The sequence below is a fragment of the Oceanivirga salmonicida genome, from assembly GCF_001517915.1.
Taxonomy (GTDB): Bacteria; Fusobacteriota; Fusobacteriia; order Fusobacteriales; family Leptotrichiaceae; genus Oceanivirga; species Oceanivirga salmonicida.
This window is the reverse complement of the sequence record NZ_LOQI01000001.1, coordinates 21,381-45,055: the sequence shown is the minus strand read 5'-3', so window position 1 is coordinate 45,055 and position 23,675 is coordinate 21,381. Positions and strand designations below refer to the sequence as shown.

Sequence of the window (23,675 nt, the reverse complement as noted above, 5' to 3'; positions counted from 1 at the left end):
GTCAAAAATTTGACAAATTCTAAAATAAAACCACATTATTTAATGTGGCTTATTTTTTCTATTTTAGTTTCAAAATTTTTATCTAGAATAATATCTTTTAAAGTTTGTCTATCTATATTTTTAAAATATTCTTTTAAAAATTTATTTATTTCTATACTTGCTTTTTGCTCACCTTTATCTTCACTTAGATAATTTAGGTGTTCTATTACTAGTTTTTTGGTTTGTTCTAGTGTAACTTCAATTTTTCTATTTTCTTTAATTTCTTTAATTAAATGTGGGTTTCCAACTACACCTCTTGCAAGCATGACACCATCTATATTAAGTTTAGAGATTTTTTGATAATCTTCTAAACTATGAATATTTCCATTTGCAATAAATTTAAAGTTTCTATCTAAGTTTGAAAGTTTTTCAGTTATTTCATGATTAGCATTTCCTTTAAAAAGTTGTTCTTTTGTTCTAGTATGTATGCATAGATAAGGTATTTCATACTTGTTAGCCATTTCAAAATATTTGGCTGTATATTCAGAAAGCCTTATTTTTAAAGAAATTTTAATATTTTTTTCTTTAAGACTAGATAATAAATGGTTTATTTCATCTATTCTATGTAACATATTAGCACCAGCACCATTTTTAAGTATTTTTGGCTGTGGACAACCTAAATTAAGAAGTAAATCTTTGTAACCAAGTTCATTTAATTTTATAAAATTATTGTATAAATCCTGTATATCACTACCAAATAATTGTACTCCAGTATTTTCATCATCACTTATACGCATAATACTATTTAAAGTATTATAGTTTTCTTGAATTAATAAATTTGAATTTATCATTTCGCAATACATAAGATCAGGATTAAATTTTTTCATTATTTGCCTATATGCAAAGTCAGTATAACCTGACATAGGCGAAATATACACTAACATTACATATTTTTAGCTATTTTACAAGCTAATTTAACATTATTAAATACTAATTGTATATTTGATTCTAATGAATTACCATCAGTTACTTTTTGGATTTCATCTAATAAAAATGGTGTAGTATCTTTACCTTTAATATCTAATTCGTTTGCTTTTATAACGGCTTTTGAAATTACACTTTCAATTAAGTCTGCATCCATTTCATATTCTGTTGGTATAGGATTAGCAATTACTACTCCACCATTTAAACCTAAATCCCATTTAGTATTAAGCAAATCTGCGATTTCTTTTGAACTATTCATTTTATAATCTAAGTTAAATCCTGATTTTGAAGTATAAAATGCAGGTAATTCTTTTGTCTTATAACCTAATACAGGAACTCCCTTAGTTTCAAGGTATTCAAGTGTTAATCTTAAATCAAGTATTGATTTAGCACCTGCACAAACAACAGCCACATTAGTCTGTCCTAATTCATCAAGGTCAGCAGATACGTCCATAGTAGTTTCTGCCCCTCTATGAACTCCACCTATGCCCCCTGTTGCAAATATTTTAATACCTGCTAAGTTTGCGCCTATCATAGTAGAAGCGACCGTTGTAGCCCCATTTAACTTGTTTGAAATTATGTATGGAATATCTCTTCTACTAACCTTAGGTACATTTATACCCTCTTTTGCTAATAATTTTATATCTTCGTGAGATAAACCTATTTTTATTTTACCATTTATTATACCTATAGTTGCAGGCACACACCCATTATCTTTAACTAACTTTTCAACTTCTAATGCAGTTTCCATATTTTTAGGATACGGCATACCGTGAGAAATTATTGTTGATTCTAGTGCTATTATTGGTGCTTTTTTCTCTATGGCATTTTTTACATGCTCTCCTAATTCTATGTGCTTATTAAAGTTCATTTAAAAATTCTCCTTTTATATCTAAATCTTTATAATATGTATTGATTGTTTCCTTAATTTTTTCTAATGAAAAACATTTAGGTGAAGGACCTAATTTTGATATCTTATATATAGCGGCACATTGTGCAAATTTAGTCATATGTTCCATGTTGAATTTTGATAATTCAGCATATATTAATGCAGCTGTGAATGTATCTCCTGCTCCATTTACATCAACAACTTTTATATTTTTAGGATTAGAAATTTTTACAATTTTCTTACTATTTGCATAAATAACTCCATTTTCACCTAAAGTTACAAATATTTTCTTTACATTTTTATCTATTAAAGTTTTACAAGCACTTTTAATGCTCTTTATATTTTTTAAAGGTGTTCCCATAATGGCTTCTAATTCTATTTTATTTGTTTTAAGAACATCAATTTTATCTAATATAGGTGTTATTTTTTTAGCTTTTTCTGCTGAAACAGTATCTAATATTATTTTTTGATCCTCTTTTTTATTATTTGCTGCATAAATTAAAGTTTCTTGTGGCAAATTAGTATCTAGTGCTATAATTTCAGCATCTTCAAAAAGACCATCTTTATTCATTAAAAACTCAGGAGTTAGTTCATTTACTAATTCCATATCTGAAATAGCTGATACCATTTCTCTTTTATTATCAAATATTGATAAGTACATAGACATTGGTTTATCTGAAAATAGTATATCAGAAACATCAACATTTTCTTTTTTTAAATCCTCTAATATGTCCATACCATCTTTACTATTACTTAAAACAGTTACTAATTTAGTGTTTTCTACTAATCTATTTGAATTTACTGCTATTGTTCTTCCAACACCGCCGTAAGTTCTATTTATTTCTCCTATATTAGAATTATGTAGTTCAAAATTATTTGTTGGAAAACCTTGTATATCTATGTTAGATCCCCCAATTACTAAAATTAGAGGTTTTTTACGTATAACATACTGTCTCCCTAAAATATACCCCTTTTCCATAATATGGGTAATATGTACAGCAACAGAAGTTCTTGTCATATTTAATCGTTTAGCAATTTCTTTTTGTGTTATCTCAGGATGTTTTTTTATCAGTGTGAAAATTTTTCTTTCTTTATTAGTCATAGTTTATTCCTTTCTATCTATTCTACAACATAGTATACAGTTTTAAAACTTAAATGTCAATTTTTGTAAACAAATATTAAAAAAATTTTAACAATTGATATATAATTGTAAAAATAGTATAATATTAATTAAAGAGGTGAAAAGATGAGAAAATATGATATAAAAAGATATATATTCCCTTTTTTACTTATATTAATAATGATAATTATAAACGTATATTTTTCTAGTGAAATTCCAAAAGGATTGGCTAAAAATATAGATATAGGTATAGTAAAAAATGATTTTGAATTTATTAAATATAACTCATTAAAAATGTTAGGTATGGCTTTTTTAGCGACTATATTTTCTATATTATATATATTTTTAATAGCAAAAGTAACAGCAACAATTGCTAAGGAATTAAGAGTTAAATTATTTAATAAGGTACAGTATTTTTCTACTAAAAATTTGTCCAAGTTTGGTATATCAAGTTTGCTTACAAGAACAACAAACGATATTACAAAATTTCAAGAATCATTAGGAATGATACTTAGAATTTCAATATTAGCCCCTATAACATTAGTTATAACAATTATTCAAGCATATAAGATAGCACCACATATGTTATCAGTATTGGCTGTATTAATAGGAATATTAACAATTGGTATAATAATAGCAGTATTTCTTTTACTTAAAAAATTTAGTGTATTACAAAAATTAACAGATAAAATGAATGCAATTTTAAGGGAAATATTGAGTGGTAAAAGAGTAATTAGAGCATTTAATAAGCAAGAATACGAAAGTCAAAAATTTAATGATGTAAATTTAGATATAAAAGTAGTTTATAACTTTATAAATATAATTATATCATTAATAAATCCATTCGCAGAATTTATGATAAATATTTCAGTTGCAGTTGTGGTATATTTTATTGCAAAATTTATCCCTATATATAATACACAAATTGGGGTAATATTTGCATTTATACAATATAGTGTAATGATAATGATATCATTTTTAATGTTAACTTCTATACTTTTTGTAATACCTAGAGCCTATGTTTCATTTAAAAGAATAGATGAAGTATTAAGTGAAAAAATTGAGATAGTTAATGATGAAAGCAAAGAAAAATTAGAAAGAATTGAAAGTATAGAATTTAAAAATGTAAGTTTTTCATATGATAAGGCAGAATCAACCGTTATAGAAAATTTAAGTTTTGAAATAAAAAGCAATGAAACATTAGGAATAATAGGTAGTATTGGTTCAGGTAAAAGTACCATAGCCAAATTATTATTAAGATTTTTAGATAATACTGGCGGTAAAATATTAATAAATGGCAAAGAAATTAAAGAATATACTCTTAATTCATTAAGAGATAGAATTTCATATGTACCACAAATAAGTAAATTATTTAATTTAAGTATATTAAAAAATGTAGCCTATGCAGATAGTAATCCTAATATAGATAGAGTAAATATGGCTATAAATTATGCCAAAGCAACTGATTTTGCTGATTTAGATATAGAATTAAATGAAGGAGCAGCTAATTTATCAGGTGGACAGAAACAAAGAATACAAATTGCAAGAGGGATTTACAAAGATGCTGATTTAATAATATTTGATGATAGTTTTTCTGCACTAGATAATAGAACAGATAGACAAATAAGAGAAAATTTAGATAAGTTAGATTTAATGAAAATAATAATATCACAAAAATTACTTACTATAAAAAATGCAAATAAAATAATAGTATTAGATGATGGTATAATGGTTGGATTTGGTACACATGATGAATTAATTAAAAACTGTGAGATTTATAAAGAAATATATAATATACAAGTAGGTGATATAGATGAAAGTATTTAATACAATAAAAAAAATATTATCTTTATCTGATAAAAAAGCATATTTATTAATTATAGCCACAGTTATAATCTCCATTACTACATTTTTTTCATTACAAGGTCCATATTTAATAGGTAAAATGACTAATTTAGTAGTAGAAGGTATAAATACAGGTATAGATTATACTAGTTTAAAATCTATGTTTTATTTGATAATAGCTATATATTTAATAGTTATGATATTAAATGCTATTCAAAATTTACTTGTTTTCCGTATTACGACTAATATTAATTATGAAATAAGAAAAAAAATAAATGATAAGGTAAATAAATTAGGTATATCACATTTAGATAAAACAAAAGATGGAGATATAATATCATTAATAGTAAATGATGTAGATAAATTAATAACTGCTCTTTGGGGTATCATATATTCTACATTACCAGTAATAATTAGTGTTGTAGGTATAATAGTATTTATGATGATAATCTCAATTAAATTAACATTAATTGTTCTTGTTTTCATACCAATGACGATACTAACTATATCTATGGTAGTAAAAAAATCACAAAAATACTTTAAAAGTTTGCAGTCTAAATTAGCAAGTTTGAATGCATATATTGAAGAAATGTATACTAATCAAGAGATAGTGTTAGCATTTAATTCTCAAAAAGAAAGCATAGAAAATTTTGAAAAAATAAATGATAAAATATATAAATCACTATTTTTATCACAAGCACTATCAAGTCTTGTAATGCCCCTTATATCAGCATTAAATACTATAAATTATGTGGTTATTTCTCTAGTAGGATCTATATTAGTGTTTAATAAAACTCTAAGTTTAGGAGGTTTTCAAGCATTTATACATTACCTAAATCTTTTTCATAGACCATTATCTATGTCATCGCAAGTTTCTGTATATTTTCAACAATTAAGTGCAACATCAGAAAGAATTTTTAAATTTTTGGAATTAGAAGAAATGGAAGATGAAAGTAAGTTTAAAAAGTTAAATATAGATAATATTGAAGGAAATATAGATTTTGAAAATGTAGTATTTTCATATAATGAAGATAAAACTATAATAAATTCTATTAATTTTTCTGTTAAAAAAGGAGAAAAAATAGGTATAATAGGTCATACAGGAAGTGGTAAAACAACTATAATAAATTTACTTATGAAATTTTATGATATAAATAGTGGAGATATTAAAATTGATGGTATAAGTATAAAAGATATAAGAAAAGATGATATAGCAAAAGCATTTACTATGGTATTGCAAGATACTTGGCTATTTAATGGAACTATATCAAAAAATATAGAATTTGGTGCAAGTAATGAAGTTAGTTTTAATGATATAGAAAGAGCTAGTAAAAATGCTAATTCACACCATTTTATTAAAACATTAAATGATGGTTATAAGACTATGATAAATGAAGAAGCAGATAATATTTCTGCAGGACAAAAGCAACAATTAACTATAGCAAGAGCATTTTTAAAAAATAGTAAAATTATAATATTAGATGAAGCAACAAGTTCAATAGATTCAAGAACAGAGTTGTTAATACAAGACGCTATTAAAAATCTTATGAAAGATAAAACAACCTTTATAATCGCTCATAGATTATCTACAATAAAAAATTGTGATAAAATAATATTATTAGATGATGGTAATATAGTAGAAATGGGTAGTCATAAAGAATTAATGAATAAAGATGGAGAATATAAGAAATTATATCAAGCACAATTTTAGAAAGTAGGTAAAAAGATGGAAATATTAGGAGCAATAATTCTATTTATTCTTTTTGTATTTATATATACAATAATTGCAGAAGTTTTTGTTACACTTTTTAGAATAACAGGTCTTACTGAGGAAAAGGCGAGATTTCAAGTAATATCAATGTTAACTAATAGTGGATATACAACAAGGGAGGCAGAAATTGTAGTAAATAGTAAAATTAGACGAAAATTGGCAAGATATGTTATGATGTTTGGTTATGCATTCACGGTTACTATTGTATCTACAGTAGTAAATATATTTTTACAATTTAGAAATACTATTACATGGAGTGTTATTGCTTTCATTCCTATGATAGTAGGTATAATAATTACAACTTGGTTTGTAAAAAAAAGTAGATGGCTTAATAATTTGGTAGATAAATTTATTTTAAAAATAACAAGTAAATATTTATATAATCAATATTCAAACCCTATAATTATTATAGATGATTATGGAGATATGGTAATGGCTAGAGTAATACTTAAAATAATGCCGAAAGAATTAAAAGATATAGAACTTAGTAAAAGTAATATTAAAAGTGAACATGGGTTAAATATTCTACTTAGAAAAACTAGTACTGGAGAATCATTACCAGATGCAAACACTGTGTTTAATGTAGGAGATAGTATAGTTGTTGTAGGAGATGAAAAGAAAATAAGGGAAATATTTAATATTAAGGAGTAAAAAATTTAAATGCATCATATTTTAAAAATCAATAAATAAAATTTTAGTCATATAGAACATATAGTAATTTTTGTGAATGTGTTCTATATGGCTATTTTTTTTATTTTATGATATTATAAAGTTGATTAAATATATAGAAAAGAGTGATTTTATGAGAGCTTATTTAGAAGTTGATTTAGATAAATTAGAAGAAAATATAAAAAAAATAAGTGAAAAAGTAGATAAAAATAAGATAATGGCAGTAATAAAAGCAAATGCTTATGGGCATGGTTTGGAAAAAGTATTTGAAAAATTAAAATCTATAGGTATAGACTATTTTGCAGTAGCAACTTTAAATGAGGCTATGAGACTATATAATATTGATAAATTTGCTAATATTTTGATACTTGGTATTGTAGAAAAAGAAAAATATAAAGATATTGAAAATACAAATATAAGAATAAGTGTATCTAATGAAAAAGAATTAGAGTATATTTTAAAAAATAAATTAAAAAATAAGATACATATTAAATTTAATACAGGAATGAATAGATTAGGATTTACTGAAAATACTTTAGAAATTATTGATAAATATTTAAAAACTTTAAATATAGAAGGTATATTTACACATTTATCATCTATTTACAGTAATACTGAATATACTGAAAATCAAATAAATATTTTTAAAGAATATACTAAAAAATATGATTTGAAAAAACATATATTAAGTAGTGCTGGATTACAAAAATATTATAAAGAAAAAGATATTGTATTAGATTATGTTAGAGTTGGAATAGACTTATATACTAATGTATTAGGTTTTTATGCTAGAGTTTGTAATGTATATAGATTAGAAAAAGATGAATATATAGGTTATGATATGACATATAAGGCTCAAAAAAACTCATATATAGCAACAATTAGTATAGGTTATGCAGATGGATACAAAAGAGATTTTAGCAACAAAGGTATAGTGTTTATAAAAGGAAAAGAATATAAAGTAGTGGGAAATGTCTGTATGGATTTAATTATGGTTGAAGTAGATGAAAATGTTAATGTTGGAGATATTGCAGAACTATACGGAAATAATATCTCTATTAAAAAAATGGCTGAATTAATAGGAACTATTGATTATGAATTAATGAGCACCATAGGAGACAGAGTTCCTAGAATATATAAGGGTAAATGATGAATACCCATATAGAAATTAATTTAGATATTTTAGAAAAAAATACACTAGAAATTATTAATAAAGTAGGTAAAGATAAAATAATAGCAGTTTTAAAGGCTAATGCTTATGGCTTAGGTTATAAGATAATTTTTGAAAGACTAAAAAAATTGGGCATAAATTATTTCGCAGTAGGAACTTTTAATGAAGCAATTAAACTATATGAATTAGATAAGAAAACTAATATTTTAATACTTTGTCCTATTGAAAAAAACGAATATGAGAAAATAAAAAAGACTAATATTGAAATTACAATAACTAATGAAAAAGATTTGGAATATATAGAAAGTATAGGGTTAAAAAATAAGATTCATATAAAGTTTGATACTGGCATGAATAGATTAGGTTTTAGAAATGATGAAATATATCTAATTGATAAATATTTAGATAATAAAAAATTAAATATTTATGCTATTTTTACTCATTTATCATCAGCAATTTCAAATGATGAATATACAAAAAAACAAATAGAAATGTTCAATAAGTATACTAAAAAATATGATTTGAAAAAACATATATTAAATAGTGATGGGTTTACAAAATACTATAATAAAAAAGAAATAGTATTAGATTATGTAAGATTAGGTATAGCACTTTTTGAAAATGTTATGAGTCTTTATTCAAAAATTTTGCAGATAGATAATAATGTAGGTATAATAGAAGTAGGCTATGTAGATGGTTATGCAAGAAAAAATGAAGTGGTATATATAAAAAACAAAAAATATATGATAAAAGAAGTACACATGAATTATACAACTATTTTAATAGATGAAAATGTAAAAGTAGGAGATAAGGTAGAGTTATATGGTCAAAACTTAAAAATAAGTGAGGAATATATGACTGGATTATCAAATAGAATTGAAAAAATTTATATTGAAAGAAAGTGAATAAAATGAAAAAAATTAAAGTTCTAATATTAATTATGATTGTTTCTATTTTAGGTTATAGTAAATTTGAAAAAAATAGACAACTACAATTTTTATACTTTTCTAATGGGGGTTTAATTGGCTATTTTGATGATGGAACAATAACAGGATGTCCAAAATGTGATTTAACAAATGAAAGCATTAATTCATTAAAAAATAGAAAGCCACATTCAAAATTTAAAATTGTTGAAAATGAGTTAATCAGTGAACAAGGTGGGTCTATTCCAATTAATTCAATGAAAAGTAATGAATGGGCAATAGTTAATTATAGAAAAATTAAAGAAATTAAATCAATTAAAGAACTTGATATAATAAAAGAAACACAAAAATTGTTTGACCAGTATGCACCTAAGATTAAGAAAATAAATGATGCAGAAATTGGTTCAACAGAAATATTTGTTGGAGATTTAAATAATGATGGACTTGATGATGCTATAGTTTTTTTCGTTCTTAATCCAGCTGGTGGGGGAAACCTGATTGTAAGTACAGAAATGGCAGTTTATCTTAATAAAGGTAATAAAATGAAAGTGGTTGCTGGTTATAGCCCTAAAACTATATTTTCTCCAACTGAAATTAAGAATAATAAGATACATATAATTGAATATGAATATGCTGAAGGGGACAATTATCACTTTCCTTCAATAGAAAAACATAAATACTTAATTTTAAAAGGAAATAAACTTATTGAAACTAATATAGATTAATAAGATTAGTGATTGTATTATTTTTATATTTAAAAATGGGGGTATATTATGAAAAAAATATTTTTTATGAATGCTATAGTATTTGCATTATTATCATTGTTTATTGTAAGTTGTTTTAAAAAAACATCCACTGAAACTCAAACTACATGCTCACAATGTTATTCTGTTGAAAAATTTATAAAACTTGATAAAAAAAATGTTGCTGGTGGTAAAGGAACACTTTATGGAGAATTTTCTTTTACTAGAGATATGGCATTAGAACAAGATGCAATAAAAGAAATAGGTTGGATGACTTTAAAATCTGGAGATTCTATTGGAACTCATCAACATAAAGATAATGAAGATGCTTATTTAATAATTTCTGGTAAAGGAATTTTTACTGATGGAAATGGTAATTCTTGGGAAGTTGGACCTGGTGATATGACTATAGCTAGACCTGGTCAATCACACGGCTTGGCCAACCCTTATAAAGAAGACCTTGTCTTTCTAGATATTATTGCTAAAAATAATAGTGCTAATCTTGAAACTATAATAAATAATCCAACAGAACAATATTTCCCATTAAATAAACTTTTTGATAAAAATGTAGAAAAAGCAGGTAAAACAGGTGTTGGAATACTTTATGGTAAATTTGCATTTCGTAGAGAAAGTGCAACCGAAGATCAAGCCATAAAAGAAATAGGGCTTATGACTTTGAAAAAAGGAGATAGCATTGGTATACACCCTCATACGAATAACGAAGATACTTATATTATTATTTCAGGTACAGGAATTTTCACAGATGGTAATGGAAATGAAACTGTAGTAGGACCTAAAACTATAACTATAGCTAGACCTGGTGAATCTCATGGACTTAGAAATGAAGGAGAAGAAGACCTTGTTTTTATAGATTTGATTGCACAAAATCATGCTTTGAAATAGAGTAGTTCTAGTTTTAATTTTGTAAGTTAGTAATATATACTTTTTATTGTTGTTTTAATAATGGTATTTTACAATTAGAAATAAAATGAGTTATAAACATGTTATTAAATAAAACGAAATCATGTTATATCAATGCATGGTTTACAATTGAAATAAAGTCCTTGACAAAAGGGCTTAAAAATTTGTATAATATCGTGTAATTACAAATGACATGAAAGGAGCTCAAACATGGCAGTACCAAAAAAGAGAACCTCTAAAGCTAAAAGAAATATGAGAAGGGCACATGATGGGATATCAGCACCAACATTCGTAAAGGAAGCTGATGGAACAATAAGAAGACCCCATAGAGTCAATTTAGAAACAGGGCTATATAGAGGAAAACAAATAATTTCAACAGAAACAAAAACTGAAGAAGAATAAAAATAGAAGTATAGAATACTTCTTTTTTTTATTTTTAAATTATGGTAAAATACTATTATCATAAAAGGAGGAACAAAAATGTTATTTTGGATAATTTTTTACATAATTACAGCAGGAATTATAATATTATTTTTTATAAATGAAAAATTTTTAACTTTGAAAATTAATAATGTAGCAGACAGTCTAACTAATAGGTTAGGATTTTTAGCATATAATAATAAAAATGTAATGTACGGTATAAACATATTAGGAGCAATCACAGTATTAGGAATGTATATATTTTTTATGGACAAGAGTGTAAGTAGAATAATACCGATTAAAATATATGCACTAAATATTACTATTATATTAAATTTATTTTTATTATTAACTAATAAATTTAGAAAATCATATTTATTTATAATAGATTTTATAATGTATTTTGCATCAACTGCTATATTTGGTATAGATGATAAATATTTTGATTATACTATGTTAATTATAATGGTATTAACTTTAATTCATATATTAATTGATAATGAAAAACTAAAAGAGAATATGCAAAGTATTTTTAATGGAATATTTGTAATTTTCTTAATATTTATAGTTCAAAATCATTATTTAGGAAATTATGTTATACCAACTCAATCAATGGAACCAACTATATTAGTAGGAGATAGAATTTTTTCAAATAATATAATATATAAATTTAAAGATATAGAATTAAATGATATGATTTCATTTAATGAACCATTAGAAGACAAAGTTTTATATACTAAGAGAATTACAGGTATAGCGGGAACTACTTTTGATATAAAAGATAATAGAGTATACAGTAATGATATGAAAATAAATGATAGATATTATTCTTTTGGTAAAAATTCAGTATATAGTTTAATGAAAAATAATAATATAATAGATGATACAAAATTATATATACCTAAAAAAGGTGATGAAGTTAAAATGGAAATTTTAATGGAATTAGATACTAAAACAAATTTAATACATATATATAAAACACCTAGTGAATTTATAGAAAAACTAAAAGGTAAAAACTATAAAGAAGCAGTAGGTTTATATAATTTATCGAATGACAGATATAAGTATTCATATATTCTAAAAGCAAAAGGGCATGATGAATTAGTATTGCCAATATTAGACTTTAAAAATGATAAAGCTCAATTTGAAAAACTTTTAAATGGAGAATATATTAAATTAGATGATGATTATTACATGGCAATGGGAGATAATACTGATAATAGTCAAGATTCAAGATATTTTGGTTATATTAAAAAGAGTAGAATCAAAGGTAGATTATCGTTTAGATGGTTCCCTATAAGTAGAATAGGTTTTTTAGATAAAAATGAATAATGAAATATTAAAGATACATAATATTTGTTTTAATGATAATAAAGATAGCAAATATTTTGAAGGATTAAATATACAAAAAGTATATGAATATGAAAATATAGCATATTGTATACTTTTAGATAGTATAGACGTATATGAAATTTTTGAAATAGCCGTATTACCAAAATATAGAAAACAAGGTATAGCGACTAAATTAATAGAAAAATTACCAAACAATAAAGATATATTTTTAGAAGTAAATGAAGAAAATATAGGTGCTGTAAATTTATATAAAAAAAATGGTTTTAAGGAGATAAGTAGGCGAAAGGCTTATTATAAAGACAAAACCGCAATAATCATGAAAAAAGATAAAATAAACGAAAATTTTTGAGGTATAATATAATAGATATTTTAAGTTTGAAAGGAAAAGTAATGGCAAAGAAAAAAGAAGAAGTTGGAAGTATAGAAGATAAGGAGAAATCGTTAAAATTTACCATAGAAAACATACATAAAGCATATGGTAAAGGTTCTATAATGAAACTTGGAGAAAACCAAAAAATGAATGTGAGTTCAATACCAACAGGAAGTATTAACTTAGACATAGCATTAGGAATAGGGGGAGTACCTAGGGGTCGTATAGTTGAAATATATGGTGCAGAATCTTCAGGAAAAACTACCATTGCTCTACATATAATAGCACAAGCACAAAAAAATGGTGGTATAGCAGCATTCATTGATGCAGAACATGCATTAGATCCAGTATATGCTAAGGCATTAGGGGTTAATATAGATGAGTTATTAATATCTCAACCAGATAGTGGAGAACAAGCATTAGAAATAGCAGATATGTTAGTTAGAAGTGCAGCATTAGATGTTGTTGTAGTGGACTCAGTGGCAGCACTAGTACCAAAAGCAGAAATAGATGGGGAAATGGCTGATCAACAAATGGGATTACAAGCTAGACTTATGTCTAAGGCTCTAAGAAAATTAACAGGTTCTATATCTAAATCAAATACAGTTATGATATTTATAAATCAAATAAGAGAAAAAATAGGATTTTCATTTACACCAGGTGTGCAAACAACAACTTCTGGCGGGCGTGCTCTTAAATTTTTTGCTACAACTAGAATAGAGATAAAAAGAGTTGGTTCTGTAAAACAAGGAGAAGAGGCAATAGGAAATGAAATACTTGCAAAAGTAACTAAAAATAAGGTTGCACCACCATTTAAAGAAGCAAGATTTAATATAATGTATGGAACTGGAATATCAAGAATAGGAGAAATTTTAGATGCAGCAATAGACTTTAAGATAGCAACTAAGAGTGGTTCATGGTTTAGTTATGGAGATATAAGATTAGGTCAAGGTAGAGTAAATGTTGAGAGCTTCTTAAAAGAAAATACTGAAATATTAGAAAAATTAGAAAAAGAAGTTATGAATAAAATAAAACCACAGGAAATAGTAAATGAAGAAGATAATACAGAAGATAGTAAGTAATAAACTATATTTACTAAATGATTTTGAAGAAGAGCAAATAGAAGAAGTGATAGATATTAGTCCTGATATAATATATGAATTTAAATTAAAAAAAAATATGGAAATATCAAATATATATAAGGACATACTTTTTGCTTCAATAAAACAAAAGGCTATGTATTATCTATATTTAAAATCAAGAACTAGATATGAATTATATTCAAAATTAAGGCTTAAATACAGTGATAAAGAATTAATAAATCAAGTTTTAGATTGGTTAGAAGATAATCTATACTTAGATGATATAGATTATGCTATATCATATATTTTAAGTCATAAAAATAGTAAGATAAAAAATACTATGAAACTTATGCAAAAAGGTATAAAAAAAGAAGATATAGATATTGCATATGAAGATATACCAAAAGAAATAGAAGAAAATCAATTAATAAAAGAAGTAGAAAAACTATTAGAAATGAATACAGATAAAAACAAGATAATATTGAAATTAACGAGAAAAGGTTACAATTATCAAAGTATTAAATCTACATTAAAGGAACTAATGAATAAATGAGAGAATATGATATAGTTATTATAGGAGCAGGGCCTGCTGGTTCTAATTTAGCAAGATTATTAGATAAAAAATTTAAAGTATTAATTATAGAGAAAAAAAGTATGATAGATAGTAATGCTAAATGTTGTGGTGGTTTACTAGCACCAGATGCACAGAAAAGTCTTGCTAGTCAGAACTTATCAATACCCAAAGAAATTCTAGTAAGTCCTCAAGTTTTTGCTGTTAAAGTTATAGATTTTGATAATAATTTAGAAAAATACTATCAAAGATTTTACTATAATATGAATAGGGGTAAATTTGATAATTGGTTATTTTCTTTAATACCTGATAATGTAGATAAAAAAACTAATAGTTCATTTAAAAATTTTGAAAAAATTGATAATGAATATTTAGTAGAATATATAGAAAATAAAGAAAAAATAAAAGTTAAAACTAAGTATATAGTAGCAGCAGATGGTGCTAATTCTAAACTTAGAAAGATTTTAGATATAAAAAATAATCCTAAAAAATATATATCTATACAAGAATACTATAATATAACAACAAAAGAAAATATTAATAATTTTGTTGCTGTTTTTGATAGTGAAATAACAGACTATTATTCTTGGATTATACCAAAAGAAAATATTTTAATATTAGGAACAGCCGTAGAAAATACAGGTAGTGCTAGGAAAAAATTTGAAAAATTAAAAAAGAAATTAGAAAATAAAGCATATAAATTTTCTGAAAAAATAAAAGTGGAAATGACATATATTAATAGACCATTAAAAATAAATGAACTATTTTTTGAAAAAGATAATATATATTTCATAGGAGAATCAGGTGGATTAATAAGTCCTAGTTCAGCAGAAGGAATTAGTTATGCACTTAATTCATCAAAAAATTTAGCAAAACAGTTTAATGATAGTGAAAATATGAATAAATATATACTAAAAGTTAAAATAAACTTATTCTTAAAAAAATTAAAATCTAAATTTATGTATAATAAAATTATTAGAAAATTAATAATTAAAAGTGGTATTTTTAGCATGAGTATAAAAGGATAATAATCATGATTTTTAAAAGTAAAATAATAAAAAGTATTTATATATTTTTTGTGTTTTTTAATATCATTTTGTTTGCAAATAGTGAAAATGAATACCTATATAATAATGCTAAAATTTTAAAAAAAGCAAAATTAAATAGTAAAATTACAGGAACTTATGAAAAAGATAAATATAATGTTCTAAAAATTATAGAACTTAATGATAATAAGATATGGTTTGATATTACTTTATATAATAGTAGAAATGGTAATTTAGGAGATTTGCAAGGTATAGTTGATATAAAAGATAGAATAATTTATCAGAAAACTATAACTGAATATGGTATATGTAAGTTTGAAATGAAAATAAAAAAAGATAAAATTGAGATTGAAACATTAAGTTATGGAAATGAAAATAAATATGGATTTGAATGTGGATATGGACACAATGTATCTAATGATGGTGTTTATTGGTTAAAGTCAAATAAGATGCCAAATATTGAATAATAATAATAATAATAATAATAATACATGAAATTTTAGTCACTATGATAGTATTGTTTTATTTTAAACGATAAAAAAATATCACTCTATGTTAAATATAGAGTGATTTTTATATTTCTAATTTTTGCAATTTTTCTTATGTGCCTTTATTTTTTTTATAGCCCAATCATAATGACTTGAAGTAGCAGAAACGCAGTAACTTCCTACACTAGTTGTACCTGTCCATGAAAAATATTTATTTGTAAATAATTCATCATTAGTAAATGTATCAATTAGTTTTATAATTTGATTATGACTATTTTTTATCATTTCTACTGCTTTTTCATAAGAAGTATTTTTATGTTTTTCATAAAATTTAATATTCATTTCTCCATAAGTTTTCCAAGTATAAGGTTCGGGTAAAAATTTTGTTTCTTTACCTTGTTTATTTTTAATAATCCAATTTAATAATAACTGATGCCATTCATGTAAATGTACTAATATATCTTTTATATTTTTATCTCTTTTCCAATGAGCTTCTTTCTTTTTTTAATCTTTTGAAAAATTCATTTCAGTATTAAATTCTTTTTCTGTTAAAGAATCAATTAATTGCCAAAGTTTATTAAAATTAGCATTTGCTGCTTCAAGTAAATCTTTTTTAGTTGTTGGTCTCCCCATAATTATCATCTCCTTTTTTTATTACCCCCCCCCCCATAAAAAGTCGAGGGTAATTTTCATTTTGAGAAACAAAAAAGTTCGCACATTAATACGAACTTTTCAATTTATATATTTTACTATGCTAAAAATTGTAAGAAATTAGCAAGAGCAATACCAAAGAATGTTCCCGTTATAACTCCAATTAAAGCCATAAGTACTGCTATAGGTACTAATGCTTGTGAATATGCTGCTGCAAGTACTGGTGATGATGCAACACCGCCTATATTTGCAAGTGAAGCTATACCACAGGTAAATAAATCTAATTTAAATATCTTACTAATTATAACCATTAATATTCCATGAATAGCAAGTATTACAAATCCTGCTAATATATAGATAGGTGCTTCTGTAAGTTCAGAAAATTTAGCACCTGCTGCTATAAGTCCAATAAGTAAGTATAATAATACATTAGATACTTCTGGTGAACCTGGTACTCTTGCAAGTGGTGTCATAGCGGCAATAATACCTAAAATTGTAGTTAAAATTATAGTCCAAGCAGTTGCTCCCATAAATGAAAGAACTGGAAGTTCTGCTATTTTTTCGGCAACTATTCCTGTAACAGCAGTAACTGCAAAACCTATACCTAATAAAAATGATATATCATGGAATGTTATTACTTTACTTATTTTATCAAATTTGGCTGTTAAACGTTCATTTATTTTATCAATCTTAGTTGTATCTGCTTTAGTCCATTTATTGAACTTAGGCGCAAATGGAACTAAGAATAATAAAAACATTATCCAAAGTGAATAATCAATAGAGTCAATAAGTAATGTATAACCCATACCAGACCCTTTAAGACCTATTGCTTGTTGAACAGCAACCATGTTTTGTGTTCCACCTACCCAACTACCAGCCAAAGCACCAAATGTCATAGGTGCATTAGGATCTAATCCATTTTTAAATATGATAAATGAAACTATGAAACCAGTTATTATTGTTGTTGTTGATGCAAAAAATGAAAGTATCATTCTAGGTCCAAGTTTTGCTATATCTCTTAAATCTGCTCTTAATAACATTAAAAATATCATGGCAGGTAATATAGAACTTCTTAAAATTCCTCTTGCACTTGAAACACTTTCTACACTCATGTCCCAAACATTTAGAGAAGATAAAACCATAGCCCCAAAATAAATTACAACTAAAGATGGTATATATTTAAAAAACCAAGAATCTTTAAATTTTTTTTCCGCAAATATAACTCCTCCAGATAAAAATAAAAGTAATGCAACAAAATGAAAACCATTTGTAATCATAAAATAATCCCCCTTCTAGATTTTTTGATTTTGTAATGTTGTTGTGCTTTTGGGATTTTACTCCCTTATATATTATATAAATTATTACCCTTATACTAGATTGTAACCCTTTTTAAAAAAAAGTCAATTTTTTAATTAATCAAAAAATCTTGTATTTACTGGACTTAAATATGCTTTCTAGTTTTTGTTTTATATTTAATATAATAAAACTGTATTATTAAATGTTTAAATTATGTATTAAAAAAAGGAATATATTTCAATTCCTTTTTTCAATCTTAGGCTTAAAGCCTCATAATCTACAATTTTAGATGTTTGATTTCTCAGTAATAGTTTAATACATTTGTCAACTTTTAATCGACTTGATTACTTTATTACCGCTTACACTCAGTACATTATTTTTTTATATATTTAAGGAGAAGTTAAACTTCTCCTCTTTACTTAGTCGCTTAGGACCTTAATCTTTTACTTAGCTGCTAAGAGCCTTAATTAATTTTAATTTTTCTATTAATGTATTTATAAAATTTTGCATTTTATTTCCTCCGATTTATAAATTTATTATATGATTTTTTAAATATTTTTTCAATATAATTTTATAAGTTTAGCAGTAGATAAAACTCGCTATTAAAGTGCCATTAAATCAAAATCTTTAGTCTTTTATATATATTTCTTTAAAACAAAAAAGCCCAGTATTTACTGGACTTAAATATGTTTTCTCTGTTTTATTTTCTAATTTCTTTAATACGGGCTGCCTTACCTGATAGTTCTCTTAAGTAGTAAAGTCTTGCTCTTCTTACCTTACCATACTTCTTAACTTCTATCTTATCCACTAATGGTGAATTTATAGGTATAATTCTTTCAACCCCTATACCAGAAGAAACTTTTCTTACAGTGAAATTTTTTGATATACCGTCATTAGCTATTCTAATAACAATTCCTTCAAATATTTGAATTCTTTCTTTGTTACCTTCTTTAACTTTGTAGTGAACTGCAATAGTATCACCTGCTTTGAATTTAGGTAAATCTTGTGTTAAGTATTCTTTTTCTACTAACTCGATTAATTTTTCTTTCAAAAAACATACACTCCCTTCATTATAAAGTGTTCGTATAAATATTTTATAGAGGACCACTTTGGTATTACAAACATTATAATAACATAATATTGAAAAAATATCAACTTTTTTAATATTTATTTCATAAAAAATTATGAAAAAGTTTAAAAAACTTTAATAAATATGTTATAATATGATATCAAAAGTTGAAAGGAAAATATTATGAAAATATCACTTATACTAACCCCCAATGGTAAAGACGTGGGGAAATTTTTAAAAACTTTAAAAAATCAAACTATAAAAACTTTTGAATTAATAGTAGTTGATAATGCAAATAACTCAGAAAATCAAGATATAATTAATATATATAAACAGTATTTTAATATAAAATATATAAATGTAGAAAATAATTCTATATCACATATGAGAAATAAAGCATTATTTGAAATTTCAGGAGAAGTAATAAGTTTTCCTGATATAGAAACTATATATATGCCTAATACAATAGAAAGAGTAACTAATTACTTATACGATAAAGAAAATATAATATATATATGTAATGATATGAGTGAAGATTTAGTATTAGATGATACTTTAATTAATTCATCTAATATATTAGAATTAGTAAGGCAAGATAATTTTTTTGTTAATATAAAAGGAAAAGATATATATTTATTTAATAATAAATATAAGTCCAATGTTTTGAATATAGACTATATTTCAAACTTATTAAAGCAAGGCTATAAATTGGATTTTTTATATAATCATAAAATTCAAACTTTTTCAGGGTTTGAACTTGATAAACAAGAATTAAAAGAATTTTTAAAAGAAGAAATTTTTAAAAGAAGAAATTTTCGTATAATTATAAAGGCTATTAAAAAATTATTGAAAAGAGGTAAGTAAATGTATTTAAAAGGTCTTGAATTAAATGGATTTAAGTCTTTTTCGTCTAAGGTAAGTATAGATTTTAATAAAGGGATTATAGGTATAGTAGGACCTAATGGTTCGGGAAAGAGTAATATTTTAGATGCTGTACTTTGGGTATTAGGAGAACAAAGTTATAAATCAATAAGGGCAAAAGATAGTAGTGATGTAATATTTTCTGGTGGTAAGAATAGAAAAGCAAGAAGCAGTGCTTCTGTTAGTTTAATAATAGATAATGCAGATAGATATTTTGATATTGAAAATGATGAAGTAATTATTAATAGAACTATAAGCCGTAGTGGAGATAGTTCATATAGTATTAATAATAGAAAATCTAGATTAAAAGATATAACTAACCTATTTATGGACACAGGTATTGGTAAACAAGCATATTCTGTTATAGGACAAGGTAAAGTAGAGCGTATAATATCATCATCATCATTGGAATTAAGAAATATTATAGATGAAGCAGCAGGTATAAAAAAAGCCAAGTCTGAAAAAGAAATATCATTTAAAAAATTAAAAAATGTAGAAGATGAAATAGAAAAAATAGAATTTGTAGAAGAAAATTTAAGGCAAAGAGTAGATAGTTTAGAAAAACAATCAAAAAAAGCCAGAATATATAGCGCATATACTAATGATATTAACACTTTAAAATATATGGTTAGTAAGTACAAGATAGATAATTTAAGTATAGCAAATGAAAACATTATTAAAGATCAAAAAATATATGCTGATAAATTAGATAATCTTAAAAATAGACATGAAGAATTAATAACTTTAATTAGTAAGAATAATAATAGAAAATCAGAAATAGAAAATTTATTAGATGAAATTTTTAGTAAAAATAAAGAATATGATGAAAAATTAAGTGAATTAAAAGATAGGCAGATAGAATTTATATCTAAAAAAGCCAATTTTGATGCTGAAGTTAATAATAAAGAAATAAAAAAAGAAGAATTAATTAAAGATATTGATAAATTAAAAGTAGATTTAGAAGAAGTTAAAAGTCAAAAAGACCTTATAGAAAAAGATTATAGTGATTTAAGTGTACATATAAAAGAAATAGAAGAATTACAAAATAAAAAGATTGATAAAAAAAATAAATTGACAGAAACTTTAAAAAATTTAGATGAAGAATACAAGAAATTTGAAGTAGATAAGATAAAAATATCGGCTGATAACGAAGACTTAGAAAAAAGAATAATAAAAGCTAAAAAAAGAAATGAGCAAACTTTAGAAGAAAAAGAAACTGCTATTAAAAAATTAGAGAGTATTAATAAAGGACATGATACTAATAATAACTATGAAAATATGCTTGTTAAAAATACAGAAATAAAGGACAAACTAAATAAGTTAAACGATATTATTCATAAAGATAAGATTGCTTATCAAGATATAAAATCAGAATATATTTCTATAAAATCTAGTTTAGATAATTTATCACAAATGAATAGAGCAATACAATTTGTGCATAATAATTCTAAAAATGATAATAAAGTATATGGACCATTAATATCAATGATAGATATAGATCCTAAGTATCAATTAGCAATATCAGTCTTAGCATCATACTCATTTAATGATATAGTTGTAGAAGATGATAAAGTAGCCACTAAATATATAAATTTATTAAAAAAAGATAGAGTAGGAACTTGTTCTTTCTTACCTATAAATAGATTAAATAGTAGAAAATTAATAAACGATAAGTTTGGCGACTTAATATATGCTAGAAATGTAGTTAAGAATATTAGTAATAATTCTAATATAAATAAAGTTATAGAGCATGTATTTGCTAATAGCCTTATTGTTGATAAAATTGAAAATGCATTAAGTGTATCTAAAAACTTTAGAGATAAAATAGTTAGTTTAGATGGTGATATAATAAACAGTTCTGGTAGAATAACTGGGGGTTATATTAATAAAAAATTAGATGACACTTTATTTAAAAGACAAAGGTTAAAAGAATTAGAAGAGAAAAAAAATGTTTTAGAAGAAAAAATTAAATCAAATGCTAAAACTATAAATGATTTAACTAATGAATTAACTGAATCTAATATTAAAATATCTAACTTAAAAGAAGAATACGATGATTACAAAAGGAAAAAAAATAGTTTAGCAAGAGAAATAGATACATATATATTTGAAATAGAAGAAAATAATAATTTTGTAATTGAAAAGTCTAAGGAAATTGAGATAAATAAGAAAGCATTAAAAAATATAGATATTAGTATTGTTAAAAATGCTAACACTAAAAATCAATTAAAAGAAGAATTAGAAGAGTTAGAAAAAACTGAAAGTTATGATGAAGATTTAAATAATTTTAGAATAAAAAAAGCAATTTTAGAAGAGAAAAAATCAAATATTGAATTTAAATTTACTGAAAAAGATGAAGTTTACACTAAATTATCTACAGAATTAAAGTCTATAATGCAATTTATTAACAATAAAGATAAACTTTATAATGATTTAGATAAAGAACTAGAAGAGACTAAACATGAAATTGAAAATATTGGCTCAAAAAATACTAAATCTCAAAAAGATATTGAAAATTTAACGAGAGAAAACTCTAATTTATCTAATGAACATACTAAATTACTAGATGAAAGAAATGAAGTAGATTTAAAAATAGCAGATAACAATAATAGAAATGATAGATTAGCAGAAAATTTAGAAAGAAATAATGAAATAATTGAACAAAATAAGGAAATGTTGTCAGAATTAATTGATTTTGAGACAGATATATTAAAAAATTTAAATTATAAAATTATTGAAGATGAAGGTAATTTAAAATTATGTGAGAAAAAAATTACATTAAATGAAAGAAGTAGAGCAAATTTAGGAGAAGTAAATTTAGCATCTATTGAAGAGTATAAAGTAGAAAATTCTAAATATGAAAAATTAGTAAATGATAAGTTTGACCTTAATAGAAGTCGTGAAAGTATATTAGATTTAATTAAAGATATAGATGAAGATATAATAAGAAGATTTAGTGTTGCAATAGATGAAATTTCAAATAATTTTAAATATATGTGTAATGAATTATTAAATGGTGCAAAGGGTAATATAAAAATACAAGATACAGACAATCCAATAGAAACAGGAATAGAATTAAGTGTTAAATACAAAAACAAACCAGAACAATCATTAAGCCTATTATCTGGTGGAGAAAAATCTATGTTAGCGGTATCGTTTATAATGTCTATATTTATGTATAAACCATCTCCTTTTACTTTCTTTGATGAAGTAGAAGCAGCCCTAGATGAAAATAACACTAAAAAATTAATAGGATTATTAAAAAGGTTTGATTCATCACAATTTATACTAATAACACATAATAAGGAAACAATGAAAGGAGCAGACAGACTATATGGAGTAACAATGAAAAAAGACGTCGGAGAATCTATAATAGTATCTGTTGATATATAA

General features: G+C 24.2%; 20 protein-coding genes and 3 pseudogenes. 17 read left to right on the top strand and 6 right to left on the bottom strand.

Annotation, left to right across the window (positions count from 1 at the left end; translation table 11 throughout):
• Positions 1-35: 35 nt before the first annotated feature.
• Genes AWT72_RS00220 through AWT72_RS00210 form a run of 3 tightly spaced genes read right to left on the bottom strand, consistent with a single transcriptional unit; the run spans position 36 to position 2,954 of the window.
• Positions 36-923 (bottom strand): tRNA dihydrouridine synthase, encoded by an 888-nt coding sequence (locus tag AWT72_RS00220; RefSeq protein ID WP_067139027.1) that lies wholly within the window; start codon positions 921-923, stop codon positions 36-38.
• Entirely contained in the window at positions 923-1,834 is a 912-nt protein-coding gene (locus AWT72_RS00215; protein WP_067139024.1) for a pseudouridine-5'-phosphate glycosidase, read from the bottom strand. Before AWT72_RS00215 ends, AWT72_RS00220 begins: the two co-directional genes overlap by 1 nt.
• Positions 1,824-2,954: a carbohydrate kinase gene (locus tag AWT72_RS00210; RefSeq protein ID WP_067139020.1), complete on the bottom strand. Its 1,131-nt coding sequence runs from the start codon at positions 2,952-2,954 to the stop codon at positions 1,824-1,826. Before AWT72_RS00210 ends, AWT72_RS00215 begins: the two co-directional genes overlap by 11 nt.
• Positions 2,955-3,098: 144 nt before the next feature.
• On the opposite strand from AWT72_RS00210, the gene AWT72_RS00205 reads away from it, so the two are divergent.
• The 15 genes and pseudogenes from AWT72_RS00205 to AWT72_RS00140 all read left to right on the top strand — a co-directional run bounded on the left by AWT72_RS00205 (position 3,099) and on the right by AWT72_RS00140 (position 16,324).
• Positions 3,099-4,799 (top strand): ABC transporter ATP-binding protein, encoded by a 1,701-nt coding sequence (locus AWT72_RS00205; protein WP_067139017.1) that lies wholly within the window; start codon positions 3,099-3,101, stop codon positions 4,797-4,799.
• Positions 4,786-6,528 carry an ABC transporter ATP-binding protein gene (locus AWT72_RS00200; protein ID WP_067139014.1) on the top strand — a complete coding sequence of 581 codons (1,743 nt, stop codon included), beginning with the start codon at positions 4,786-4,788 and terminating at the stop codon, positions 6,526-6,528. Before AWT72_RS00205 ends, AWT72_RS00200 begins: the two co-directional genes overlap by 14 nt.
• Positions 6,529-6,543: 15 nt before the next feature.
• On the top strand, positions 6,544-7,239 hold the full coding sequence (locus AWT72_RS00195) for a hypothetical protein (protein ID WP_067139011.1): 696 nt from the start codon (positions 6,544-6,546) through the stop codon (positions 7,237-7,239).
• A gap of 151 nt (positions 7,240-7,390) precedes the next feature.
• Complete coding sequence (alr, locus tag AWT72_RS00190; RefSeq protein WP_067139008.1) at positions 7,391-8,407, top strand: alanine racemase; 1,017 nt, start codon at positions 7,391-7,393, stop codon at positions 8,405-8,407.
• Positions 8,407-9,333, top strand: coding sequence for an alanine racemase (locus AWT72_RS00185; protein WP_197035170.1), 927 nt, complete (start codon positions 8,407-8,409; stop codon positions 9,331-9,333). The genes alr and AWT72_RS00185 overlap by 1 nt, the downstream gene beginning before the upstream one ends.
• Positions 9,334-9,338: 5 nt before the next feature.
• On the top strand, positions 9,339-10,076 hold the full coding sequence (locus tag AWT72_RS00180; protein ID WP_067139002.1) for a hypothetical protein: 738 nt from the start codon (positions 9,339-9,341) through the stop codon (positions 10,074-10,076).
• Between the two features lie 48 nt (positions 10,077-10,124).
• Positions 10,125-10,559: pseudogene (locus AWT72_RS10040) on the top strand (cupin domain-containing protein); the annotation flags it as partial.
• 123 nt (positions 10,560-10,682) lie between these two features.
• Positions 10,683-10,997 (top strand): annotated as a pseudogene (locus tag AWT72_RS10035) (cupin domain-containing protein); the annotation flags it as partial.
• A 228-nt stretch (positions 10,998-11,225) separates the two neighbouring features.
• Entirely contained in the window at positions 11,226-11,417 is a 192-nt protein-coding gene (rpmF, locus tag AWT72_RS00170; protein ID WP_067138999.1) for a 50S ribosomal protein L32, read from the top strand.
• 78 nt (positions 11,418-11,495) lie between these two features.
• Entirely contained in the window at positions 11,496-12,767 is a 1,272-nt protein-coding gene (lepB, locus tag AWT72_RS00165; protein ID WP_067138996.1) for a signal peptidase I, read from the top strand.
• Entirely contained in the window at positions 12,760-13,137 is a 378-nt protein-coding gene (locus AWT72_RS00160; RefSeq protein ID WP_067138993.1) for a GNAT family N-acetyltransferase, read from the top strand. Before lepB ends, AWT72_RS00160 begins: the two co-directional genes overlap by 8 nt.
• A gap of 41 nt (positions 13,138-13,178) precedes the next feature.
• Positions 13,179-14,240 (top strand): recombinase RecA, encoded by a 1,062-nt coding sequence (gene recA, locus AWT72_RS00155; RefSeq protein WP_067138991.1) that lies wholly within the window; start codon positions 13,179-13,181, stop codon positions 14,238-14,240.
• Complete coding sequence (locus AWT72_RS00150; RefSeq protein ID WP_067138988.1) at positions 14,209-14,793, top strand: regulatory protein RecX; 585 nt, start codon at positions 14,209-14,211, stop codon at positions 14,791-14,793. The genes recA and AWT72_RS00150 overlap by 32 nt, the downstream gene beginning before the upstream one ends.
• On the top strand, positions 14,790-15,839 hold the full coding sequence (locus AWT72_RS00145) for an FAD-binding protein (protein ID WP_067138985.1): 1,050 nt from the start codon (positions 14,790-14,792) through the stop codon (positions 15,837-15,839). The genes AWT72_RS00150 and AWT72_RS00145 overlap by 4 nt, the downstream gene beginning before the upstream one ends.
• A 68-nt stretch (positions 15,840-15,907) precedes the next feature.
• Entirely contained in the window at positions 15,908-16,324 is a 417-nt protein-coding gene (locus AWT72_RS00140) for a hypothetical protein (RefSeq protein WP_197407577.1), read from the top strand.
• A gap of 114 nt (positions 16,325-16,438) precedes the next feature.
• On the opposite strand, the pseudogene AWT72_RS00135 reads toward AWT72_RS00140, so the two are convergent.
• From AWT72_RS00135 to rplS, 3 genes and pseudogenes are all read right to left on the bottom strand, one after another.
• A pseudogene (locus AWT72_RS00135) lies at positions 16,439-16,978 on the bottom strand (ClbS/DfsB family four-helix bundle protein).
• Between the two features lie 116 nt (positions 16,979-17,094).
• Positions 17,095-18,273, bottom strand: coding sequence for a DUF819 family protein (locus tag AWT72_RS00130; protein WP_067138979.1), 1,179 nt, complete (start codon positions 18,271-18,273; stop codon positions 17,095-17,097).
• A gap of 719 nt (positions 18,274-18,992) precedes the next feature.
• A complete protein-coding gene (gene rplS, locus AWT72_RS00125; RefSeq protein ID WP_067138976.1) occupies positions 18,993-19,343 on the bottom strand; it encodes a 50S ribosomal protein L19 in 351 nt (116 codons plus the stop codon).
• 201 nt (positions 19,344-19,544) lie between these two features.
• Between rplS and AWT72_RS00120 the strand changes: the two genes are divergently transcribed.
• Both AWT72_RS00120 and smc read left to right on the top strand, forming a co-directional pair.
• On the top strand, positions 19,545-20,225 hold the full coding sequence (locus tag AWT72_RS00120) for a glycosyltransferase family A protein (RefSeq protein ID WP_067138973.1): 681 nt from the start codon (positions 19,545-19,547) through the stop codon (positions 20,223-20,225).
• On the top strand, positions 20,226-23,675 hold the full coding sequence (smc, locus tag AWT72_RS00115) for a chromosome segregation protein SMC (RefSeq protein WP_067138970.1): 3,450 nt from the start codon (positions 20,226-20,228) through the stop codon (positions 23,673-23,675).

Bases quoted from the DNA above. Each gene is read 5' to 3' on its own strand.
- AWT72_RS00220 (WP_067139027.1), bottom strand. From the start codon at position 923: ATGTTAGTGTATATTTCGCCTATGTCAGGTTATACTGACTTTGCATAT.
- AWT72_RS00215 (WP_067139024.1), bottom strand. From the start codon at position 1,834: ATGAACTTTAATAAGCACATAGAATTAGGAGAGCATGTAAAAAATGCC.
- AWT72_RS00210 (WP_067139020.1), bottom strand. From the start codon at position 2,954: ATGACTAATAAAGAAAGAAAAATTTTCACACTGATAAAAAAACATCCT.
- AWT72_RS00205 (WP_067139017.1), top strand. From the start codon at position 3,099: ATGAGAAAATATGATATAAAAAGATATATATTCCCTTTTTTACTTATA.
- AWT72_RS00200 (WP_067139014.1), top strand. From the start codon at position 4,786: ATGAAAGTATTTAATACAATAAAAAAAATATTATCTTTATCTGATAAA.
- AWT72_RS00195 (WP_067139011.1), top strand. From the start codon at position 6,544: ATGGAAATATTAGGAGCAATAATTCTATTTATTCTTTTTGTATTTATA.
- alr (WP_067139008.1), top strand. From the start codon at position 7,391: ATGAGAGCTTATTTAGAAGTTGATTTAGATAAATTAGAAGAAAATATA.
- AWT72_RS00185 (WP_197035170.1), top strand. From the start codon at position 8,407: ATGAATACCCATATAGAAATTAATTTAGATATTTTAGAAAAAAATACA.
- AWT72_RS00180 (WP_067139002.1), top strand. From the start codon at position 9,339: ATGAAAAAAATTAAAGTTCTAATATTAATTATGATTGTTTCTATTTTA.
- rpmF (WP_067138999.1), top strand. From the start codon at position 11,226: ATGGCAGTACCAAAAAAGAGAACCTCTAAAGCTAAAAGAAATATGAGA.
- lepB (WP_067138996.1), top strand. From the start codon at position 11,496: ATGTTATTTTGGATAATTTTTTACATAATTACAGCAGGAATTATAATA.
- AWT72_RS00160 (WP_067138993.1), top strand. From the start codon at position 12,760: ATGAATAATGAAATATTAAAGATACATAATATTTGTTTTAATGATAAT.
- recA (WP_067138991.1), top strand. From the start codon at position 13,179: ATGGCAAAGAAAAAAGAAGAAGTTGGAAGTATAGAAGATAAGGAGAAA.
- AWT72_RS00150 (WP_067138988.1), top strand. From the start codon at position 14,209: ATGAAGAAGATAATACAGAAGATAGTAAGTAATAAACTATATTTACTA.
- AWT72_RS00145 (WP_067138985.1), top strand. From the start codon at position 14,790: ATGAGAGAATATGATATAGTTATTATAGGAGCAGGGCCTGCTGGTTCT.
- AWT72_RS00130 (WP_067138979.1), bottom strand. From the start codon at position 18,273: ATGATTACAAATGGTTTTCATTTTGTTGCATTACTTTTATTTTTATCT.
- AWT72_RS00120 (WP_067138973.1), top strand. From the start codon at position 19,545: ATGAAAATATCACTTATACTAACCCCCAATGGTAAAGACGTGGGGAAA.
- smc (WP_067138970.1), top strand. From the start codon at position 20,226: ATGTATTTAAAAGGTCTTGAATTAAATGGATTTAAGTCTTTTTCGTCT.